17 protein-coding genes are annotated in these 19,913 nt (G+C 68.3%); 10 read left to right on the forward strand and 7 right to left on the reverse strand.

The window, feature by feature from the left end; genetic code table 11:
• The first annotated feature begins 1 nt into the window (after position 1).
• The 8 genes from VN461_00185 (at position 2) to VN461_00220 (ending at position 8,832) form a co-directional block, all read left to right on the forward strand.
• Positions 2-979, forward strand: coding sequence for a dihydrodipicolinate synthase family protein (locus tag VN461_00185; protein HXB53172.1), 978 nt, complete (start codon positions 2-4; stop codon positions 977-979).
• A 43-nt stretch (positions 980-1,022) separates the two neighbouring features.
• Entirely contained in the window at positions 1,023-2,045 is a 1,023-nt protein-coding gene (locus VN461_00190; GenBank protein ID HXB53173.1) for a Gfo/Idh/MocA family oxidoreductase, read from the forward strand.
• Between the two features lie 109 nt (positions 2,046-2,154).
• A complete protein-coding gene (locus VN461_00195) occupies positions 2,155-2,931 on the forward strand; it encodes an SDR family oxidoreductase (protein ID HXB53174.1) in 777 nt (258 codons plus the stop codon).
• Complete coding sequence (locus VN461_00200; protein HXB53175.1) at positions 2,928-4,217, forward strand: L-fuconate dehydratase; 1,290 nt, start codon at positions 2,928-2,930, stop codon at positions 4,215-4,217. Before VN461_00195 ends, VN461_00200 begins: the two co-directional genes overlap by 4 nt.
• Before the next feature lie 24 nt (positions 4,218-4,241).
• Entirely contained in the window at positions 4,242-5,537 is a 1,296-nt protein-coding gene (locus VN461_00205; protein ID HXB53176.1) for an MFS transporter, read from the forward strand.
• Positions 5,538-5,539: 2 nt separating this feature from the next.
• Positions 5,540-6,991, forward strand: a complete 1,452-nt coding sequence (gene uxaC, locus VN461_00210; protein ID HXB53177.1) for a glucuronate isomerase — start codon at positions 5,540-5,542, stop codon at positions 6,989-6,991.
• 46 nt (positions 6,992-7,037) lie between these two features.
• Entirely contained in the window at positions 7,038-7,670 is a 633-nt protein-coding gene (gene eda, locus VN461_00215; protein ID HXB53178.1) for a bifunctional 4-hydroxy-2-oxoglutarate aldolase/2-dehydro-3-deoxy-phosphogluconate aldolase, read from the forward strand.
• A 61-nt stretch (positions 7,671-7,731) separates the two neighbouring features.
• Positions 7,732-8,832: a sugar kinase gene (locus tag VN461_00220; protein ID HXB53179.1), complete on the forward strand. Its 1,101-nt coding sequence runs from the start codon at positions 7,732-7,734 to the stop codon at positions 8,830-8,832.
• Between the two features lie 49 nt (positions 8,833-8,881).
• Here VN461_00220 and VN461_00225 read toward each other — a convergent pair whose 3' ends face one another.
• From VN461_00225 to VN461_00235, 3 genes are all read right to left on the reverse strand, one after another.
• Entirely contained in the window at positions 8,882-9,415 is a 534-nt protein-coding gene (locus VN461_00225; protein ID HXB53180.1) for a hypothetical protein, read from the reverse strand.
• A 157-nt stretch (positions 9,416-9,572) separates the two neighbouring features.
• Positions 9,573-9,893 (reverse strand): MoaD/ThiS family protein, encoded by a 321-nt coding sequence (locus VN461_00230; GenBank protein HXB53181.1) that lies wholly within the window; start codon positions 9,891-9,893, stop codon positions 9,573-9,575.
• Between the two features lie 7 nt (positions 9,894-9,900).
• Positions 9,901-11,019 (reverse strand): sialidase family protein, encoded by a 1,119-nt coding sequence (locus tag VN461_00235; GenBank protein HXB53182.1) that lies wholly within the window; start codon positions 11,017-11,019, stop codon positions 9,901-9,903.
• A 742-nt stretch (positions 11,020-11,761) separates the two neighbouring features.
• On the opposite strand from VN461_00235, the gene VN461_00240 reads away from it, so the two are divergent.
• On the forward strand, positions 11,762-12,946 hold the full coding sequence (locus VN461_00240) for an FIST N-terminal domain-containing protein (GenBank protein HXB53183.1): 1,185 nt from the start codon (positions 11,762-11,764) through the stop codon (positions 12,944-12,946).
• A 212-nt stretch (positions 12,947-13,158) separates the two neighbouring features.
• On the forward strand, positions 13,159-14,808 hold the full coding sequence (locus VN461_00245) for an alpha-L-arabinofuranosidase C-terminal domain-containing protein (GenBank protein ID HXB53184.1): 1,650 nt from the start codon (positions 13,159-13,161) through the stop codon (positions 14,806-14,808).
• Between the two features lie 7 nt (positions 14,809-14,815).
• Here VN461_00245 and VN461_00250 read toward each other — a convergent pair whose 3' ends face one another.
• From VN461_00250 to VN461_00265, 4 genes are all read right to left on the reverse strand, one after another.
• The gene (locus VN461_00250) at positions 14,816-17,488 is read right to left on the reverse strand and encodes a glycosyl hydrolase (GenBank protein ID HXB53185.1); all 2,673 of its coding nucleotides are present in this window, start codon (positions 17,486-17,488) and stop codon (positions 14,816-14,818) included.
• A 189-nt stretch (positions 17,489-17,677) separates the two neighbouring features.
• The gene (locus VN461_00255) at positions 17,678-18,352 is read right to left on the reverse strand and encodes a hypothetical protein (protein ID HXB53186.1); all 675 of its coding nucleotides are present in this window, start codon (positions 18,350-18,352) and stop codon (positions 17,678-17,680) included.
• A 369-nt stretch (positions 18,353-18,721) separates the two neighbouring features.
• A complete protein-coding gene (locus VN461_00260) occupies positions 18,722-19,069 on the reverse strand; it encodes a hypothetical protein (GenBank protein ID HXB53187.1) in 348 nt (115 codons plus the stop codon).
• Between the two features lie 497 nt (positions 19,070-19,566).
• Positions 19,567-19,913, reverse strand: a 347-nt coding sequence (locus tag VN461_00265) for a hypothetical protein (GenBank protein HXB53188.1), incomplete at its 5' end; no start/stop codon positions are given.

Below are 19,913 nucleotides of genomic sequence, written 5' to 3' on the forward strand. Positions count from 1 at the left end.
GATGAAGACGACGGCTGTTGCCGCAGAGGACCTAAAGGGCGTGATGGCGGTGCCCCCCCTCGCCCGCAAGCAAGCCCCCTCGCGCCCGCTCGATTTCCCCGAGAACGACCGGCTTCTGCACCACATGATCGCGGGCGGGATCACCCGGTTCCTGTACGGGGGCAACGCCTTCCTCTACCACCTGAGCCTTGCCGAGTACGAGGAGCTCTTGGACTGGCTGGCCGCCTTTCCCGATGGCTGCTGGGCGATCCCCAGCCTGGGCCCCTCCTACGGGCGGGCCCGGGACCAGGCGGCTCTCCTGGGCCGCCACCGCTTTCCCTGTGCCTTGGCCCTGCCCTGCGGCGATCCCCGCGACGCCCTCGGCCTGGAGGCGGGGCTGCGGGAGGTGGCGGAGGCCGCCGGCCTCCCCCTCATCCTCTACCTTAAAGAGGAGGCCAACTTTGGGAGCGACCTCGAGGCCGGCCTGGACGCCGTGGCCCGCCTGGTGGAGGCAAAGATCTGCGTGGCCATCAAGTACGCGATCGTGCGTCCTTCCCCGGGGCAGGACTCCTATCTCGAGCGGTTGCTCGCGCGCGTGGACAAGCGCCTCGTGATCAGCGGCATCGGTGAGCGTCCGGCCCCGACGCACATGCGGACCTTCGGCCTCCCCGGTTTCACCACCGGCTCCGGTTGCCTCGCGCCCGGCTTGAGCGGCGAGCTCTTCCATGCCTGCGCCCTGGGCGATTTCGCGCGGGCGGAGAAGATCCGGGCCGCCTTCCTGCCCCTGGAGGACCGGCGCGACGCCTGGGGTCCGGCCCGCGTCCTCCACGCCGCCCTGGAGCTGGCGGGGGTGGCGAGGACGGGGCCGATACCGCCCTTCGTGTCCGCGCTCCGCGACGACCAGCGCGGGCCGCTGCTCCCCATCGTTCGGGGGCTGCTCGCGGAAGAGGCCGCGCTGCGCCCAGCGGCGCGCCTCAATGCCACGGAGGAAAGGCGATGATAGGGGCGTCTCTGGCTCCCTCCGGGAGCCTCTAGGGTTCACCATGCCCATCTGCGTCGGCATCCTGGGCGGGGGCGGCATCAGCGAGGCGCACGCTCGCGCCGCCCACGAGATCGAGGGGGTCGAGATCGCCGCCGTGGCGGGGGAGAACCCGGCCAAGGTCCAGGAGCTGGCCGACCGCTACCACGCGGCCGCCTATGAGGGGACCGCGGAGCTGCTCCGACATCGTCCCTTGGACCTGGTCCTCATCGGGAGCCCACCCGGCCGGCACGCCGAGCAGGGGATCGCCGCCGCCCGGCAGGGGCTGCACGTGCTGGTCGAGAAGCCCATCGACGTGACCCTCCACCGGGCGGACGAGCTCATCGCCGCTTGCGAGGACGCGGGCGTCAAGCTCGGGGTCTTCTTCCAGGGTCGTTTCGCGCCGGACCTCGAGCGCCTCAAGCGAGCGGTCGACGACGGCGCCCTGGGGCGACCCTTCCTGGCCTCGGCGCGGGTCAAGTGGTGGAGGCCGCCCGAGTACTACTCTCACTCGCGCTGGCGCGGCCTTCTCGCCCTGGAGGGTGGAGGGGCCCTCTTGAGCCAAGGCATCCACACCCTTGATCTGCTCCTCTGGCTGCTGGGGGACGTGAGCCGGGTGTGGGCGCGGGCGGCCACGGCCCTGCATCGCATCGAGGTGGAGGACACCCTCGTCGCCACCCTGGAATTCGAGGGCGGAGCCCTGGCCACCCTCGAGGCCACCACCGCCGCCTTCCCGGGCTACCCCCGCGCGCTCGAGCTGACGGGGTCGGAAGGGACGGTGGTGATCGAGCAGGACCGGCTGCTCCGGGTCGACCTGCGGAGGCCCTGGCCGGGGCTTCTGAGCAGCGGCGAAAGGAGCAGGGACGAGAGCGCGAGCTCACCCTTGGTGGGAGACGTGCGCGGCCACCGGGCCGCCCTCGAGGACTTTCTCCGCGCGATACGCGAGGGGGGCGAACCCCGGTGCAGCGGGCGCGAGGGGCGGCGGAGCCTGGCCGTGGTGGAGGCGCTCTACCGTGCGGCCCGGGGGGAGGTGGTGAGCCTGCCCTGAGCGGGGTGGCCGCGAGCTTGCTTGACCAACCCCGGGAGGGATGATAGCTAGTCGTCTCAAATAATCCGATGCGACCATCACTTCGAAAGCAGAGGGGGAACGCGCGCCCATGACGCTCCGGGCCCTCGACCTGACGGGCCGCGTGGCGGTGGTGCTGGGGGGGACCTCCGGCATCGGGCTGGCCCTGGCCCGGGGGCTGGCCGAGGCCGGGGCCGACGTGGTCCCGAGCTCGCGCCGGCGCGAGCAAGTGGAAGCGGCGGCGGCGGAGATCGAAGGCCTTGGCCGGCGAACCCTGCGCTTGACCACGGACGTGACCGACCGCGCCTCGCTGGAGGCGGCTCGGGAGCGAATCCTAGCCGGCCTGGGCAAGGTCGACATTCTGGTCAACAGCGCGGGTCGGACCAAGCGCACGCCCACCCTCGACCTTCCGGAGGAGGAGTGGACCGCCATCCTCGACACCAACCTCACCGGCACCCTGCGCGCCTGCCAGGTCTTCGGCCGCCACATGCTGGACCGAGGCTACGGGCGGATCGTCAACATCGCCTCCCTCGCCTCCTTCGCCGCCCTCCTCGAGGTCGCGGCCTATACCGCAAGCAAGGCGGCGGTGGCCGCCCTCACCAAATCGCTGGCCCTGGAGTGGGGGCCGCGGGGCGTGAACGTGAACGCCATCGCGCCCGGCGTCTTCCCCACCCCCCTCAACGCGGGCCTCCTCGAGGGAACCGATCGGGGGCGGGAGTTCCTGCTCCGGACGCCCCTGCGGAGGTTCGGGCGGGTGGAGGAGCTGCAGGGGGCCTGCGTCCTCCTGGCCTCGGAGGCGGCCAGCTTCGTGAACGGCGAGGTCTTGTGCGTGGACGGAGGGCTCCTGGCCAGCGCGGTCAACCAGTGAGGATCAAGGACCTCCGCGTACGCGACGTGCGGTTCCCCACCTCCCGCGAGAAGGACGGGTCGGACGCCCTCAACCTGGGCGATTACTCCGCCACCTACGTCATCCTGGAGACCGACCAGGGGCTGGAAGGAAACGGCCTGACCTTCACCAACGGGCGCGGCAACGAGATCTGCGTGGCTGCGGTGCAGGCCCTGAAGCACCACGTGGTGGGCCGCGAGCTGGAGGCCATCACCGCCGACCCCCGCCGCTTCTACCGAGATCTCGTCGTCGACCCGCAGCTCCGCTGGCTCGGTCCCGAGAAGGGAATCCTGCACATGTCGACGGGGGCGGTGATCAACGCGGTGTGGGATCTCTGGGCCAAGCGCGCCCAAAAGCCGCTCTGGAAGCTGCTCGTCGACCTGACTCCCGAGCAGATCGTGGCCGCCATCGACTTCTCGTACATCACGGACGCCCTAACCCCCGAGCAGGCCCTGGAGATCCTCCAGCGGAAGGCGGCCGGCAAGCCGGCCCGGGAAGCCGAGATGAGGCGCGACGGCTATCCCGCTTACACGACCTCCACGGGCTGGCTCGGCTACCCCGACGAGAAGGTGCGGAGGCTCTGCCGGGAGGCGGTGGGCCAGGGCTGGACGGCCTTCAAGATGAAGGTGGGCCAGAGCCTCGCCGACAACGAGCGCCGGGCGGCCTTGATGCGGGAGGAGATCGGACCCTCCCGCAAGCTCATGATGGACGCCAACCAGTGCTGGGATGTGGGGGAGGCCGTGGGCCAGATGAAGAGGCTCGCCCGCTTCGACCCCTGGTGGATCGAGGAGCCGACCAGCCCCGACGACGTGCTCGGGCACGCGGCCATCGCGAAGGCCATCGCGCCCATCGGCGTAGCCACGGGCGAAATGTGCCAGAACCGGGTCATTTTCAAGCAGCTGCTGCAGGCCAACGCGATCGGCTTCCTGCAGGTCGACTCCTGCCGCATGGGCGGCGTGAACGAGGTGCTGGCCGTGCTGCTCCTGGCCGAGAAGTTCGGGGTTCCGGTGTGCCCGCACGCGGGGGGAGTCGGGCTCTGCGAATACGTGCAACACCTGGCGATCTACGACTACGTGGCGGTGAGCGGCTCCCTCGAGAACCGCCTGTGCGAGTACGTCGACCACCTGCACGAGCACTTCGTCGACCCCTGCACGATCCGGAATGCCCGCTATATGGCGCCGACCCGGCCCGGCTACAGCATCACCATGAGGCCGGAGTCGGTCGACGCCTATGAATTCCCCACCGGGAAGGTCTGGCGGGTGGCTTAGAGGGCGGCGGACGCGAGGTAGAGCATGGAAGGCAACGGGGGCGGAGGCGCGCCCCCCTCGAGCACCGGCGTCGGGGGCGTGCGCTGGGTGATCTGTGCCCTCCTCTTCTTCGCCACCACCATCAACTACGTCGACCGCCAGATCATCGGGATCCTGAAGCCGGAGCTGCAACGGGACCTCGGCTGGGACGAGATCGAGTACTCGAACATCGTCGTGGCCTTTACCGTCGCCTACGCCATCAGCCTCCTCCTGGTGGGGAGGCTGATCGACCGCATCGGGACCCGCCTCGGCTACTCCCTCTCCGTCGTCTGGTGGAGCTTCGCGGCCATGGCCCACGCCCTCGCCAGCTCCGCCTTCGGCTTCGGCCTGGCCCGCTTCGCCCTCGGGCTGGGGGAGGGGGGGAACTTCCCGGCCTCCATCAAGACCGTCGCGGAATGGTTCCCCAAGCGTGAGCGCGCCCTGGCCACCGGCCTCTTCAACTCGGGCACCAACGTGGGCGCCATCGTCACTCCCGTGCTCGTCCCCTGGATCGTCCTGGCCTGGGGCTGGCGGGCGGCATTCATCCTCACCGGCGCCCTGGGCTTCCTCTGGGTCGTGGTCTGGCACACGCTCTACCGCCGGCCGGACGAGAACCCGCGGCTCTCGCCGGCGGAGATGGCTTTTATCCGGAGCGATCCCCCCGACCCTCCGGCGCGGAGCGTCTCCTGGGGGCGGCTCCTCACCTACCGCCAGACGTGGGCCTTCGCCCTGGGCAAGTTCATGACCGACCCCTTCTGGTGGTTCTATCTGTTCTGGGTCCCCGACTTCCTGCAGCGAACCTACGGCCTCGACTTGAGGGCGCGCGGGCTGCCCCTGGCCGCGATCTACGTCCTCTCCTCCGTGGGCAGCGTGGGGGGGGGCTGGCTTCCGGGCGTCTTCCTCGCCCGGGGCGCGAGCTTGAGCACGGCGCGGAAGACGACCCTGTTCCTCTGCGCGCTTTGTGTCACCCCCATCGCCTTCGCCTCCCGGGTGACGACCCTCTGGGGAGCGGTGGCCATCGTGAGCTTAGCCGCGGCCGCCCACCAGGGCTGGTCCGCGAACCTCTTCACCACCGCCTCCGACATGTTCCCCCGGCACGCGGTGGGATCGGTGGTGGGGCTGGGCGGCGCCGCGGGGGCCGTCGGGGGCATGCTGGTGGCCAAAGTCGTGGGCTACGTCCTCCAGTGGACCGGCAGCTACCTGACCGTATTCCTCATGGCCGCCGCCGCCTACCTGCTCGCCCTGCTCGTGATACATCTCCTGGCCCCCGGGCTGTCCGGCCCCGCCCTGGAGGAGGGGTGACGATGGGACGCTTCCTCGACGACGACTTCCTGCTGGAGACAGAGGCGGCGCGGGAGCTCTACCGGGGCGTGAAGGACCTGCCCATCATCGACTTCCACTGCCATCTGCCCGTGGAGCAGATTGCCCGAAACCACCAATTCCGGTCGCTGACGGAGATCTGGCTGGAGGGCGACCACTACAAGTGGCGGGCCATGCGGGCGGACGGGGTGAACGAGCGGCTTTGCAGCGGGGGGGCGTCGGACTGGGAGAAGTTCGAGGCCTGGGCCCGCACCGTGCCCCACACCCTCCGCAACCCCCTCTACCACTGGACGCACATGGAGCTGAAGCGGCCCTTCGGGGTAGAGGAGCTCCTCTCGGAGAAAACGGCGCGCACGATCTTCGACCGCTGCAACGCCTCCCTGCAGAGGCCGGAGTTCACGACCCAGGGCCTCCTGCGGCAGTTCAAGGTGGCGGTCGTGTGCACCACCGACGACCCCGCCGACTCCCTGGAGCACCACCGGGCCCTGGCCCAGCGCGCGGGCCCCGACACCCGCGTCTACCCGACCTGGCGTCCCGACCGGGCCTTGGGGGTGGACGACCCGCCCGCTCTCAACGAATGGGTGAAGCGGCTGGAAGGCGCGGCCGGGGTTTCGATCGCGAGCTACGAGGAGCTCCTGCAGGCCCTCGACAAGCGGCACGCCGCCTTCCACGACGCCGGGTGCCGGGCCTCCGACCACGGCCTCGAGCAGCTCCTGGCCGCGCCCGCGCTGGAGTCCGCGGCCAAGACCGCCTTCGAGAAGGCGCGCCGCGGGCGGGTGCCGGAGGCGGACGAGGTCCTGGGTTACCGCTCCTCCCTCCTGCACCGCTTCGCGGTCATGGATCACGCCCGGGGCTGGGTGCAGCAGTACCACCTGGGGGCGCTGCGGAACAACAACACGCGCCTGAGGCGGCAGGTGGGCGCGGACGCGGGCTTCGACGCCATCGGCGACTTCGAGATGGCGCGTCCCCTCGTGCGCTTCCTGGATCGGCTGGACGAGACCGAGGAGCTGGCAAGAACGATCCTGTACAACCTGAACCCCCGCGACAACGAACTCTTCGCCACCATCATCGGGAGCTTCCAGGACGGCTCGGTGCCCGGCAAGATGCAATATGGCACCGCCTGGTGGTTCCTGGACCAGAAGGACGGGATGGAGGCCCAACTGCGCGCCCTCTCAAACATCGGACTCCTATCCCGCTTCGTGGGGATGGTCACCGATTCGCGGAGCTTCCTCTCCTATTCTCGCCACGAGTACTTCCGGCGCTTGCTCTGCAACATTCTCGGCAACGATATCCGCCTGGGGCTCATACCCGACGATCGGGCCCTCCTCGGACGGCTGGTTGCGGACGTCGCCTTCTTCAACGCCCGCGCCTATTTTGGGCTCGAGCTCGGGGCCTTGGGGAGCGGGGCCAGCCCCCCGGCCGGGGAGCGGCCTTGACCCAGCGGACCCTGGCCTCCCGGGAGCGGCCGGAGGGCAGCACAGCATGCCTACCGTCATAGAGAGACTCGCGCGACTGCGGCTCGTGCCCGTGGTCGTCATCGATCGGGCGGAGGGGGCCTGGCCCCTGGCCCAGGCCCTCAAGGCGGGGGGGCTGCCCTGTGCGGAAGTCACCTTCCGCACCGCCGCCGCGGAGGCGGCCATCCGCGAGATCGCGCGCGACCCGGACATCCTCCTCGGGGCCGGCACCGTCCTGAAGCCCGACCAAGTGGACCGGGCCCTGGACGCGGGGGCGACCTACATCGTCACCCCCGGGTTTGATCCCAAGGTGGTTCAGCGATGCCAGCAGCGGTCGGTGCCCGTCTTCCCGGGAGTGGCCACCGCCACCGAGATCTCCATGGCGTTGGACGCCGGCATCGAGGTCGTGAAGTTCTTTCCCGCCGAGGCCCTGGGGGGGGTGCCGACCCTGAAGGCCATGAGCGCCCCCTTCTCCATGGTGCGCTTCATCCCCACGGGCGGAATCGGTCCCGAGAAGCTCCTCGACTACCTGGCCGTCAAGACGGTGCTGGCGGTGGGGGGGAGCTGGATGGTGGCGGCGAAGCTCCTCGAGGCGGGCAACCTGGCCGAGGTCACCCGTCTGGCCGGGGAAGCCACGGCCCGCGTGCGGGAGAAGTCGTGAGGCCAGGGGAAGGGGCCCCGGTCGGCATGACGCGCCCGCCCCCTGAGCGCGGGGAGGAACCATGAGTCTTCTGACCATCCGGCCCCAGGACCAGTGCCAATTCGACCAAGTCTCGCTGGGCGAGATCATGCTCCGCCTGGACCCCGGCGACATGCGGATCCGGACCACGCGCGGTTTCCGGGTCTGGGAAGGGGGAGGCGAGTACAACGTGGCGCGGGGCCTGCGCAAGTGCTTCGGCCTGCGCACGGCGGTGGTGACCGCCTTCGCCGACAACGACGTGGGTCGCCTCCTCGAGGACTTCATCCTGCAGGGGGGCGTCGACACCTCCTTCGTCAAGTGGATCCCCTACGACGGGCTGGGGAGAAACGTCCGCAATGGCCTGAACTTCACGGAGCGTGGCTTTGGGGTGCGGGGGGCGGTGGGGGTATCGGACCGGGGCCACACCGCCGCCAGCCAGCTTCGCAAGGGCGACATCGATTGGGAGGAGGTCTTCGCCCGCCGTGGCGCGCGCTGGTTCCACACGGGCGGGATCTACGCCGGCCTCTCCGAGACCACCCCCGAGGTCATCGAGGAGGCCATGCGCGCGGCCAAGCAACGCGGAACGATCATCTCCTTCGACCTCAACTACCGGCCCAGCCTGTGGAAGAACTTTGGCGGCCAGAAGCGGGCGCGGGAGATCAACCGAAAGCTGGCCCGCTACGTGGACGTCATGATCGGAAACGAGGAGGACTTCACCGCCTCCCTGGGCTTCGAGGTTCCCGGCACCGACGCCGCCTTGTCCTCGCTGGAGACGGAGAACTTCAAGAAGATGATCGTCGAGGTCACTCGTGAGTTCCCCAACCTCCGGGTCATCGCCACCACCCTGCGCACGGTCAAGTCCGCCTCCATCAACGACTGGGGTGCGGTGGCCTGGGGCGCCGGACAGTTCCACGAGGCCACCCTCCGCCGGGGCCTCGAGATCTACGACCGGGTCGGGGGGGGTGACAGCTTTGCCTCCGGGCTCATCTACGGTCTGATGGAGAAGGGTGATCTGGCCTTGGCGGTGGAGTACGGGGCCGCCCACGGGGCCTTGGCCATGACCACCCCCGGCGACACCTCGATGGCCACGCTCTCTGAGGTCGAGAGCCTGATCAAGGGCGGGGGGGCGCGCGTCCAGCGCTAGGACCGGCCCCGAGATTCGGTCCCCGGCCGTAGGGACCACCCTCGTCGCTCTATCTCGTCCGCGTCAGCAGGCCGAGGATCAGCAGGGCCGTGCCGACGAAGAACAGGCTTCCGAGCAGCCAGCCCACCCATTTCTTCGCCGGGTGATTGACCCAATAGCAAAGCAGCGCCGAGAGGAGAAGGATTTGCGGCACGACTTCCACCCAGCCTCGGAGCTGAGACGCGATCGGCACCGGAGTGTAAATCAGGCCCTCGATCGATCCCGCGGCGGGGCCAAAGGTGGACAGGATCCCGAGCGCGAAAAGCATCCAGGCCATGAGCAGCCAGCCATCTTTCCGGCCGAAGAGGCGATCCCGCAGGGGATAGAAGACCAAGGCGAAGACGAGACCGCGCAGCGGCTGGAAGAGCGGACCCGCCATGACCAAGGGATCGCTCATATGCCGCATGCCAGAGTCGGGGCGGGCCATGGAGGCGGCGTAGTCGAGAAAATAGGCGGCCAGGGCGCCCATGATCAAGTAGGTGACGGTGTGGCAAACCATGGTCTTGGCAGCGAGAGAGAGAAATCGAGGTTGAGGATTGTCCATGGACGCCTCCTCTAGACTCCTGCGGTGGACGAGTGTCAGGCGGGGCTCAGGGAGTCCATGCTTCAACTGCCCAGAGCGACCCAACCAACCAAAAGGCGCGGTTGACTACGCCGCGAAGCTGCGATTCAACGCCGAGCAACCCCGATCCACGGCAGGCTCAGGGAGTCCACTCACCCTCGCCCAAGCCGCCGGCAATGGCCCCAATCACGACAAAGGGCTCTGCCCCCGACACGACGGCGTCCGGCAGGGGGGCGTCCGGCGACTCATGGGACAGGTCCTCCTCGCACGCAAAAAAGCGCAAGAACGGTCGGCGCTGCTGGGTGACGTGGTCGCGGATGGTGCCGCGCAGCATGGGATAGCGGGCCTCCAGGGCGTCGAGGACCGAGCGCTGCGTGGCCGGGACCTTGACCTCGAGGGCCACTTCGCTGCCGACCTGGGCCAGCGTTCGCAGGGGTGCCGGTAGTAAGACTCGGATCATCACCGGCCTAACCAGGGAGGGTCTGGACCTCGACCGAGAGCACACCCGGAAGATCGCGGACGATGGGCGCCCAACTGTCGCCGGCATTGGCCGATGCGTACACCTGCCCGCCGGTGGTGCCAAAGTACACGCCACAGGAATCGAGCGAGTCAACGGCCATGGCGTCGCGCAGCACGTTGACGTAGCAGTCCTTTTGCGGCAGGCCCTTGGTGAGCGCCTCCCACTCGTGGCCGCCCGTGCGGCTGCGGTACACGCGCAGCTTCCCGTCCGGCGGAACGTGCTCCGAATCGCTCTTGATCGGGACCACGTAGATGGTCTCCGGTTCGTGCGCGTGAACGTCGATCACGAACCCGAAGTCGGTGGGCAGGTTCCCGCTGATCTCCTGCCAGGAGTCGCCGGCGTTGTCGCTGCGCATGACGTCCCAGTGCTTCTGCATGAAGAGCGTGTGCGGCCGCGACGGGTGCATGGCGATGCGGTGAACGCAGTGGCCGACATCGGCTTCGGGGTCGGGGATATGCTGGGACCTCAGCCCGCGGTTGATGGGTTGCCACGTCTTGCCGGCGTCATCGGTGCGGAAGACGCCCGCGGCGGAGATGGCGATGAAGATGCGGCCGGGTTCCTTCGGGTCCTGAAGAACGGTGTGCAGGCACATCCCGCCCGCGCCGGGCGCCCAGCGCGGTCCCGAGCCGTGACCCCGCAGACCGGGGAGCTCTTGCCAGGTCTGCCCGGCGTCGGTCGAGCGGAAGATCGCAGCGTCCTCCACCCCGGCGTAGACCGTGTCCGCGTCGGTGAGCGAGGGCTCGAGATGCCAGACGCGCTTGAACTCCCAGGGGCGGAGAGTGCCATCGTAGTGCTGATGAGTGCCGGGGACGCCGTCATAGGTGAACTTGTTGCCCACCGGCTCCCACGTCTTCCCCCCGTCGTTGGAGCGCTGGATCATCTGCCCGAACCAGCTGGTCGACTGCGCCGCATAGAGCCGATTCGGATCGACGGGAGATCCCTTGACGTGGTAGAGCTCCCATCCTATGAAGTGCGGCCCGCTGACATCCCAGTGTTCGCGCTTGCCATCCGACGTGAGGATGAACGCGCCCTTGCGTGTACCGACGAGGACTCGTACGTTGCTCATCCCTTATCCTTCCTAGAACCCGGCACATTCACTAGGAGACAGCGGTGTCGCTCTGCTTGAATCGTGGAAGCAGGGAGTCCTTGTTGTCCGGGGACTCTTTTCGATCTGAGTTCGTCCCCCACTCATTATAAATGCGGTAGGGCCCCCCTTGGGACCTCTTCACGTAGCGGCTCACAGCGCCAGGGCGGTCGCTCATCGACTCGGGAGGGGATTCGTCCACTTGAGGACTGGGAAAGCGAGCGAAGTCCCGGTCTGCCGTGTAGAGTGGTAGGCACGCCGAGGAACGCACACATTTCGGGCAGTTGAAGTGCTCACATATGCTCCAGGACCTGACGCCGACCCGCTTTTCAGCGAAGTCGTGGCACAGGGGCGTTCAAATGGCTGGATTTCGCGGGCACGGCCAAAGAACACCCACGAGAGCCGTAAGCCCTTTCATTATCGGTAAGGAGACTCGGCCCGCCCGCCTCCAGACCCTCGCTTCACGATGCTCGTTCGTTCTCGGCAACTTGACCCCGCAATATACGCTGTCGGGTAACGGGCCCCGCCCCATCCCGGTCGCTGCTCTAAGCCTTTCTGAAAGAGTCGACTACAGCCATTGGAGGGCGCCGAGCGACAGATGGCGGCAGTTCGGAAACGCGGTGATCTCGGCTTCCCTCCGAAGGCCATGTTGCGTCAAGGACCGCCTCTAGGGCGGCCTGGCACGGCGGTTGCTATAGATTCCCTCCCTGGATAAGGAGAATTCATGCCCACTCGCGCTGCTACAGGCGTCTCAACCCGCCCCGACACCGCCGGCGCCATCGCCGAGGCTCTCAAAATGGCCTCGACCGCACTCGGTGGCTCGTCACCGACCCTGGGTGTGATTTTTGCCTCGCCCCGCCATGATCTCGTAACCGCCCTTGCCTCCGCACGACGCGCCGCGCCTGACGCTGCCTTCGTGGGCTGTACCACGGCGGGAGAGATCACCGAGCGCGGCCTGACCCGCGGCGGGTTGGCGGTCTTGCTCCTGGTCTCCGATGAGATGCTCTTCGACCTGCGAACGGCCAAGAGTGTCAAGGCCGATCCATCGCGCGCCGCCGCCGAGTTGTGCCAGGGCTACGCGGAGACATCGCGCCAGGCGGCCGACCGCGGCTGGGCCTCTTCCAGCACCGTGCTTCTCGTCGACGGCCTGAACGGTGCGGGCGAGGGCCTGGTGGACGCGGTGCTCAGCGCGACCCGGCGCTTTCAACAAGTCGTTGGCGGTGCGGCCGGGGATGACGGGGCCTTCCGAGCCACACACGTGGGGGCCGGCCTCGAAGCGACCGCGGACGCCGCCGCCGCACTGCACGTCTTCTCACCGAAACCCTGGGGGGTCGGTGTGGACCACGGGCTGCGACCCACCACCGGCAAGATGGTGGTGACCAAAGCGGAAAAGAACGTCGTGCACCAGATCGATGGCCGGCCCGCATTCGAGATCTACCGCGAGTACGCGGCGAAGCGGGGGGTCACGCTCCTCCCGGAGTCGGCGGGGAGCTTCCTTATCGGCAATGAGCTGGGAATCTACTTCTTCGACCGCCTTCATCGGGCTCGGGCCCCCCTGGCGGTGGGCCCGGACGGCTCCCTCAGCTGCGCTGGCGAGATCCCGCAGGGGGCTTCTATCTGCATCCTGGACGGCGAGCCGGTCGCCATGCTGGCCGCCGCCAGCCGAGCCGCCGAGGAAGCGCGGAAACACCTCGCGGGTGGAGAGGCCGCGGCGGTGTTGCTCTTCGACTGCGTGTGCCGAGGCATGATCCTGGATGGGCAGTTTGGCCGCGAAATCGACGCCGTGCGGGCCGCCTTCCCCGGAGTGCCGGTGGCCGGCTTCCTGACCTATGGCGAGATTGCCCGCTTCAAGGGCCGCATGGATGGCTGGCACAACGCGACAGCGGTGGTGACGGCAATCCCTGCGTAGAGGCCTCGGCAGACCCGCCCTCACCCCTTAGCGCCCGGGGCACTCTCCGCCGGGGTGCCTCGGCCGTCCCGGGCTAGCGGACCGAGGTCGGTGATCCTTGCCCCAGGGGCTCGGGCCTCCCGCCTCACGCTGAACCCGCCTAGCCGCGCCCGGCTTCCCGGGGCGGGGATTCGAGCGTATTCTTCACAGGCATTCGACCGTCAGCTTTGCCTATGCTCCATCCTGGACGGCGCGAGTTCCTCTCGCGGGCGGCGCTGGCCGCCGCGGGCGCCCTCTTCGCGCGCCCCGCGAGGGCCGCCGACTCGCGGATCGAGGTGCTCCTCGGCGAGCCCATCGGAGCGGTCGCGACCGAGGTCTACGGCCACTTCGCAGAACATCTCGGGGGTGTCGTCTACGACGGCATCTGGGTCGGCGAGGGATCGAGGGTGCCGAACGTCGGCGGGATTCGCCAGGTTCTCGTCGATCACATGCGGCGCCTTCCCGCGGCGGTCATTCGTTGGCCGGGTGGCTGCTTCGCCGACAGCTACGACTGGCGCGACGGCGTCGGGCCCCGGGAGAGCCGGCCCCGCCGCACGAACTTCTGGGCAAACGGCATGAAGGCCGGGCCCGAAGGGCCCGAGAAGTACGATCCAAACGCGTTCGGGACGAATGAGTTCGCGCGGTTCTGTCGGCTGTCCGGCATGCAGCCGTATCTCGCGGCCAACCTGCGCAGCCTGCCCGCCCGCGACTTCTACCAATGGGTCGAGTATTGCAACTCTCCGGCCGGGAGCACGACCCTGGCCGAGCTGCGGGCGGCGGGGGGGGAGAAGGAGCCCTTCGGGGTGCGTTTCTGGGGCGTGGGCAACGAATCCTGGGGCTGCGGCGGGAACTTTACGCCCGAGGAGTACGCGACCGAGTTCCGGCGCTTCACGTCCTGGCTCCCCCGCTACGGGATCGACTTGGCCCTCATCGGCTCGGGGCCGAACGGCGGGGACGTCTCCTGGACGAGGAGGTTCCTGGGCGCGCTTGTAGAGAAGGGCGAGGGCCAGCTCGGCGCCCTCTGGGGCTGGGCGCTCCACCACTACTCGTGGAACGTCAGCGGGGGGCGGACGAGCGACTGGAACGAGGGCAAGGGCGACGCGCTCCGCTTCGGAGTGGACGAGTGGTACGAGTTGCTCAAGGAAGCTGACAAGATGGACGGCCTCATCTCGGAGCACTGGGCGGCGATGGGGGAAACCGACCGCCGCCGCCGCGTCAAGCTCGTGGTTGACGAGTGGGGGGCATGGCACCGGCCGGGGACGGAGGCCTATCCAACCCATCTGCTCGGCCAGATGTCGACCCTGCGTGACGCCCTCCTGGCCGCGCTCACCCTCGACACGTTCCATCGGCACGCGGACAAGGTCGCCATGGCGAATGTGGCCCAGCTCGTGAATTGCTTGCACTCGCTGTTCCTGGCCCACGAGGATCGCTTCGTAGCCACGCCGAACTTCCACGTGTTCGAGATGTACGCGCCCCACGCCGGCGGCACCTCCCTCCGCGCCCTGTTCTCCGCCCCCTCGGTGACCTACGAGCGCGTGGGGGCGAAGGGCAGCCTCTGGGGACTGGCGGGATCGGCGACGGTCAAGGGCCAGACGCTCACGCTCACCGTCGTCAATCCCCACGTGAGCGAGGCCCGCGAGGCCGAGATCACGGTGCGAGGAGGCTCGGTAGCGTCGGTACGGGCCACCACCCTCGCCGCCGACGACATCCACGCCCACAACAGTTTCGATCGACCCCGGGCCGTGGAGCCGAAGGAGAGCCCGGCCGCGCGCCCCCGCGAGGGGGTCGTCGTGCACCGCTTTGCCCCGGCCTCGGTCACCCGCCTGACCATGGATCTCCGGTAGGGGATGCTCACCTCTCCGCCACCACGCGGGGCGGAGACAGGAGCCCGGAGGGCAGTGGCTGCAGCCCCTCCAGGTCCTGCAGCCGCGCGCGCAGCCCGTAGCGCTCAGCGAGGGCTTTCATGTCCGGCAGCCGGCCGCCTTCGGCCAGCCGATTTATGGCGGTGTTGTAGACGTCGATCCTGATCTCGTTCGCCCCGCTCTGCAGGAGGTCCGTGATATCGATCCGGTAGGGCGGGGCCCAGACCGAGCCTGCGCGGCGGCCGTTGACGAAGACCGCTGCCGCCTCGCGTATCGGCGGCTCGAGGAGCGCGGCGAGGGAGTTCCCGCGCAGCGTGCCACCGGGAGCCGCCTCCCGCTCGACGGGCTTGGCAGCGCCGAAATCCAGCGACACCCGCGTTCCCGGGGTTCGAAAGGGGGCCGGAAGCGAGACCATGCGCCGGTACGTCGCCGTGCCCGAGAAATAGCGGGTGGCCGTGTCCTCGGCCCACGAGTGGGGCAGATCCACTCCGATGGCGTCGTTCTTCCCGCCGAAGCTCACGGTCCATCCCAAGTGCAGCTCAAGGGACGCAATGACGGAGCGCGCCGCGGCAAAGGAAAAGGAAGAGGAGCCGGCCTCCGTTCGGAACACGACCACGCGCGAGCCGTAGGGCTCGAAGCGAAGCGCGATCTCGCCCTCCTGGGAGGCCAGACGTTCGCTCGCGCCCGTCATGGGGTCCCACGACTCCGCGTTCGGCGTCTGGGCGCGAAAGCGGGCGGTGAGGGCGCGGGGCTCCCGGCCGGTGTTGGCCAGGAAGTAGACGTCGGCGTCCGTGAGCCGGCGGTGTACGAATCCGATCTCCGGCACGACCGGGTTCAGGGTGACGTCCGGAGAAACGGCGGTGAGGCGGCGCGCGAGATCGTCCTCTCCCACAAGCTCGAAGGAGGACTCCACCCCCTCTGGCCGCCGCCGCACCGCCAGCACGGTCCCGCCCTCGTGGGCGTACGCGGCGAGCCAGCGCCGCGTTGCCTCCGGGACAGAGCGCACACCGGGCAGGACGACGACCGCGTACCCTCGGTGCCGCGCCTCCTCCAGGGTCCCGTCATCGATGAGGTCGAAGCTGTGGCCGGCCTCGAGGATGGCGGGGATGGCGTGGGGGCCGATGCATTCTGCGATCTTCGCAAGGAGGTTCAGGTAGCCCGGCGTGCCCGGCTTGAAGGTGGACCAGGCATCCTCGGTGGGCGCATACAGGGCGACGTCCGCTACCGGATCGCCCTGCCGCAGGAGGAAGCTGAGGCGCTGGAGATACACGGCCAGCTCGGGCATGACCGGCCACCACGGGTTCTTGTCGCTCAGCACGGCGGCGGCGTAGAAGGGCCAGCCCGGCGTCCCCGCGGCCGGCGGCGAGTAGGGCCAGCCATGGCCGATGAGCTGGTTGATGCCGGCGAGGAAATGCTGGTCCGCCTCGGCCTTGATGTCGAGCGGAGTGGCGCGGAAAGCCGGCGAATGAAGCCATGTCCAGGTCTCGGACGCCGTGACCGGCTTGCCCAGGAGGTGCGCGGCCGAGGAGGCCCACCGCGTCGCGGTCAATGTCCGAAAGCCCCAGCCTTCGCCGTCGACGAGGTCGGCGTAACGGGAACTGGCCAGCGATGCCGGCGGCGTTCCGTAGTTCTGGATCCGGAGGAGGACCTTGTTGCGGGATGCCCACTCGTGCATGGGAGCCAGGAAGCGCTCCTGGTACAGCTCCGTCAGGGTGCGCCCGAAATCCCGTCGCAGGGCAGCGGTGGGTTCCCCGACGTCGTAGTCGAGCAACGGCAGCCGTGGGCGCAGGTCGTAGCCGCGGCGCCGACGAAACTGGTCGAGCATGTCCGTCGTCCAGTCCGCGTCGTAGACCTCCAGGCTGTCGCAGAAGACCGCGTGCACGCCGCCCGGTCCGGCCGCGGCCAGCAGTTTGTCGCCCGCCTCGCGCAGGTGCGTTTCGACGGCCGCCCGCGAGTAGTGGTCGAGCACGTATCCCTCGGCGCCGAGGGCCGCCCGCTTCACGACCTGTCCGGTCTGGCCGACGAAGTACAGGAGGACGGAGCGCGGCCCCTCGCCCCGCGGAAGCGGGATCGGCCCCTCGCCCGAGATGTCCAGCTCGCGGAAGCTTGCGGGATCGACTTCGCGTAGCGCGCCTTGCCCGATGAACGCGGCGAGAAGACGGTCGCCGGCGAAGGGCGCGGGCCGGGAGAGGCTCGTCGTCGCCGGTGGGATCTCGCGGCGGTCGGAGCGCAGGCGGGTCGCGGCGAGCTCGGGCGTGATGTGAGGGCCGCCATAGGGCCACCCGCTTCCAACCGTGACGTCCATCCGCAGCCCCAGCTCGCGCGCCTTCTGTGCGGCGAAGCGGACCTTGTCGAGGAAGGGGGCCGAGAGGTAGGGCTCGTTGAGAACCCCCCGGGCCGGGTCGTCCAGGGCCAGGGGATAGACGACGGCCAGCTCGAATCCTCCGATGCCGCCCGCCTTCATTCTGCGCATCTCGCCTTCGATCTCCTCCCGCGTCACCGACGGGCCGAACCACCACCAGCGCATCATGATGCGGCTGTCCTCCGGAGGCCGCCGAAACCGTCCCTGCAGGTCGACCGCGGTCGCGGAGGCGGTCCCTTGCGGAAAGCCGAAGGACGGGAGCAGGCACAGCAGAAGGGCTATTTCGGTCGCGAACCTCATCCGTTCCCCGTAACCCCAATTGAGACCGGGGCGGAAGCTGCCCGCACCCGCCACAAGCCACCTAGGTTCCGAGGGCTAGCAGCCTGCGAGCCGGCCTCCGTGGGAGGCCAAAGCCCGGTCAGGAGGGCGTCTGCCGACATCTAAACCGCGTGGGCACCGCGTCGGCGGCGCGGTTGCGCGCTCATCCCCTTATTGGGCCGGGCCCTGTTTCGAGACGCTAGTCGATTCATCCGGACCAGGTCCTACCGCAGCCAGAACGCGCCGGCGTCTCCTCCGGATCAGAAGCACCAATCCTCCTCCCAGTAGCACCGCAGCGACAGCGGCGACTGGCACTACCAACCGAGCGCCGCCTCGATATGGCGGATCGAAAGGCGGAACAGCAAAGTCTTCGCCGATGGCAGGCTCGTAACTCGTACATTGAACAGCGCCGAAACGTGCCGGTAGTTCCTCCTCGATACGCAGTATTAGGTAGGTCGTCTGATCCAGAGAAATGGTGACCGCATAGCCGTCGTGGTCGCCCTGCACTCGAAAACACGCGTGGCCCGCCAGCTGAGCATCTGGCAGCAGAGACACCCGCGTCAGTTCGGTCAGCTTCCACCCGCTCACCTCATCGGGCATCAGGAGCTGTGGAACGGTATGGGCTGCGCCTGACGATATCCCAGTAGCGCCCGCAATGGCGTCGCCGATAGACTCAGGGCTCTCTGGGTACCAGCTGAACGCCCACCAGGCGCGGACTTCCGAGCCATTCCTCCAAACGATATTTCGCGCGCGATGAACCGCGTTCTCGAATTCAAACCGAAAGCGGTCAGGTCTGACGAATGCCGTCCGGAAAATCTGCTCTTCGATCGGCACGGGCATGTTCATGCCGGGCACCATCTTGACGGTGCCCGCATCCCGATACGACCGACAGCCCGCATACACCTCCGCCATGTGCGCCAGGAGCTCTTGCGGTCTAGGATTCTCGGCAGACGCCAGCAGCGTCGTTGAAAGGCAACAGCCAAGAGACGCCATCACGAGGCTCTTGGCCACTCGGTTCAACAAACCCGCCAAACGACGCCCGACAAGTCCGCCCACCACCGGAGTTCCGCTGCGAAGACCGAGGTGAAGGCGGGCGTCTTCAGCTGCAACTCCTCGTAGGGGGGCTCTCCGGGACCCGCGGCTGCGTGGCCTCATGCCCGGTCCAAGGGCAGCCTGTCCTCTCGTGGCCTGCTTGACACGTTGCTGAGGGACAACTCACTTTCGCCTGAGCGTCACTCGTGCGAAGGGCTGACGTCGGCCCTCGCGCTCGTTGTCAATTCGCCACTGCCAAGAGTCGTGCGCACGGTCGTACGCGAAGGTGTTGTGGATGCGACTCCCGTCCTTGTCCTCGAACACCAGGGGTATGTCGTCGCCGTCGGGCTTAGCATGGCCGATGGGCCCTGCGGAGAGACCACCCCCCCCGGTCGAGTCGAGCCACAGGCACGCATACTGCCCCGTATCCGCTTGCCACTCCAGGAACACGATCGCCTCGTACGCGGGCCTCCCCGCGGAGTCCTTCTCGCGCGACAGTTCCCTGAGCTGGACATACTGCCGGTTGAGCACCCATTCAGCGAATACGTCATGCGTCGTCTGCTTACCAGCGATCGTGCCCTCAAGTACCCAGGACCCAGTAATGCTATCGAGCAGATTCGCAGGAGACTGCGACCGTGCAAGTACTGCCGGGGTCATGAACACCGTGATGGCGGTTGCAACCAACAGCTGCACTTGTGCGCCTCCCCTAGCACTTTAGGCCGCCCAACGAGTTAGGTGTAAAGCCCGCGTCAATTCTAGCGCGCGCGGGCTTTGTCAACTCGCTGGGTGGACAGCGCCTACTTAAGTGACGATGCTATGCTACCCCCGTGCGGTACGTAGTGCTGCTTCGCTACGGCCTTCGTGACCTGCGATCCGCCCTGACCGTGGAACGCCTCGCGGACGGCGGCATTTCGTGCTGGGAACCGTGGCCACCGCATGCAGGAGTGACGTGGCGGTTCGATGGCCGCGCTGAGTCCACGAACGAGGTGGCTAAGTGCTGGAGGAGTTACCGCTTGCCTCTTGCAGACCTAGGCGGCCCTCTGGTGGCGTACTCCGTACCGGGCCCACGCCTGCTTGACCCGGGCGTGCCCGCTTACGACTGGGCCCTGCATCGGGGTGCAACTGTCCAGCTCGACGGCCACGAGGTCCTGGACCGCCCACACTTGGTGGCGCTGCAGATCGTCGCTGTGCCGCACACCCAGCAGCCACGTCACCGCGAGACCGTTGGTGACCGCCGCTTTCACGAAGGGCAACCTGACCTCTGGGTTGTACTCTACCGCCTGCGTGCCGAGCCACCGGACCGAGTGGCAGCAGCTCTGCGGCCGAATCGTTGGCCGCCGCCCCTGGAGCTTCACGCGCACCGTCCGTTCGACCC

This window comes from Vicinamibacteria bacterium (assembly GCA_035570235.1).
In the GTDB taxonomy this organism is placed as follows: Bacteria; Acidobacteriota; Vicinamibacteria; order Fen-336; family Fen-336; genus DATMML01.

Coding starts and splice junctions, on each gene's coding strand:
- VN461_00195 (HXB53174.1), top strand. CDS start 2,155: ATGACGCTCCGGGCCCTCGACCTGACGGGCCGCGTGGCGGTGGTGCTG.
- VN461_00220 (HXB53179.1), top strand. CDS start 7,732: ATGAGTCTTCTGACCATCCGGCCCCAGGACCAGTGCCAATTCGACCAA.
- VN461_00205 (HXB53176.1), top strand. CDS start 4,242: ATGGAAGGCAACGGGGGCGGAGGCGCGCCCCCCTCGAGCACCGGCGTC.
- VN461_00250 (HXB53185.1), bottom strand. CDS start 17,488: ATGAGGTTCGCGACCGAAATAGCCCTTCTGCTGTGCCTGCTCCCGTCC.
- VN461_00225 (HXB53180.1), bottom strand. CDS start 9,415: ATGGACAATCCTCAACCTCGATTTCTCTCTCTCGCTGCCAAGACCATG.
- VN461_00235 (HXB53182.1), bottom strand. CDS start 11,019: ATGAGCAACGTACGAGTCCTCGTCGGTACACGCAAGGGCGCGTTCATC.
- VN461_00240 (HXB53183.1), top strand. CDS start 11,762: ATGCCCACTCGCGCTGCTACAGGCGTCTCAACCCGCCCCGACACCGCC.
- uxaC (HXB53177.1), top strand. CDS start 5,540: ATGGGACGCTTCCTCGACGACGACTTCCTGCTGGAGACAGAGGCGGCG.
- VN461_00230 (HXB53181.1), bottom strand. CDS start 9,893: ATGATCCGAGTCTTACTACCGGCACCCCTGCGAACGCTGGCCCAGGTC.
- VN461_00185 (HXB53172.1), top strand. CDS start 2: ATGAAGACGACGGCTGTTGCCGCAGAGGACCTAAAGGGCGTGATGGCG.
- VN461_00190 (HXB53173.1), top strand. CDS start 1,023: ATGCCCATCTGCGTCGGCATCCTGGGCGGGGGCGGCATCAGCGAGGCG.
- eda (HXB53178.1), top strand. CDS start 7,038: ATGCCTACCGTCATAGAGAGACTCGCGCGACTGCGGCTCGTGCCCGTG.
- VN461_00255 (HXB53186.1), bottom strand. CDS start 18,352: ATGAACATGCCCGTGCCGATCGAAGAGCAGATTTTCCGGACGGCATTC.
- VN461_00245 (HXB53184.1), top strand. CDS start 13,159: ATGCTCCATCCTGGACGGCGCGAGTTCCTCTCGCGGGCGGCGCTGGCC.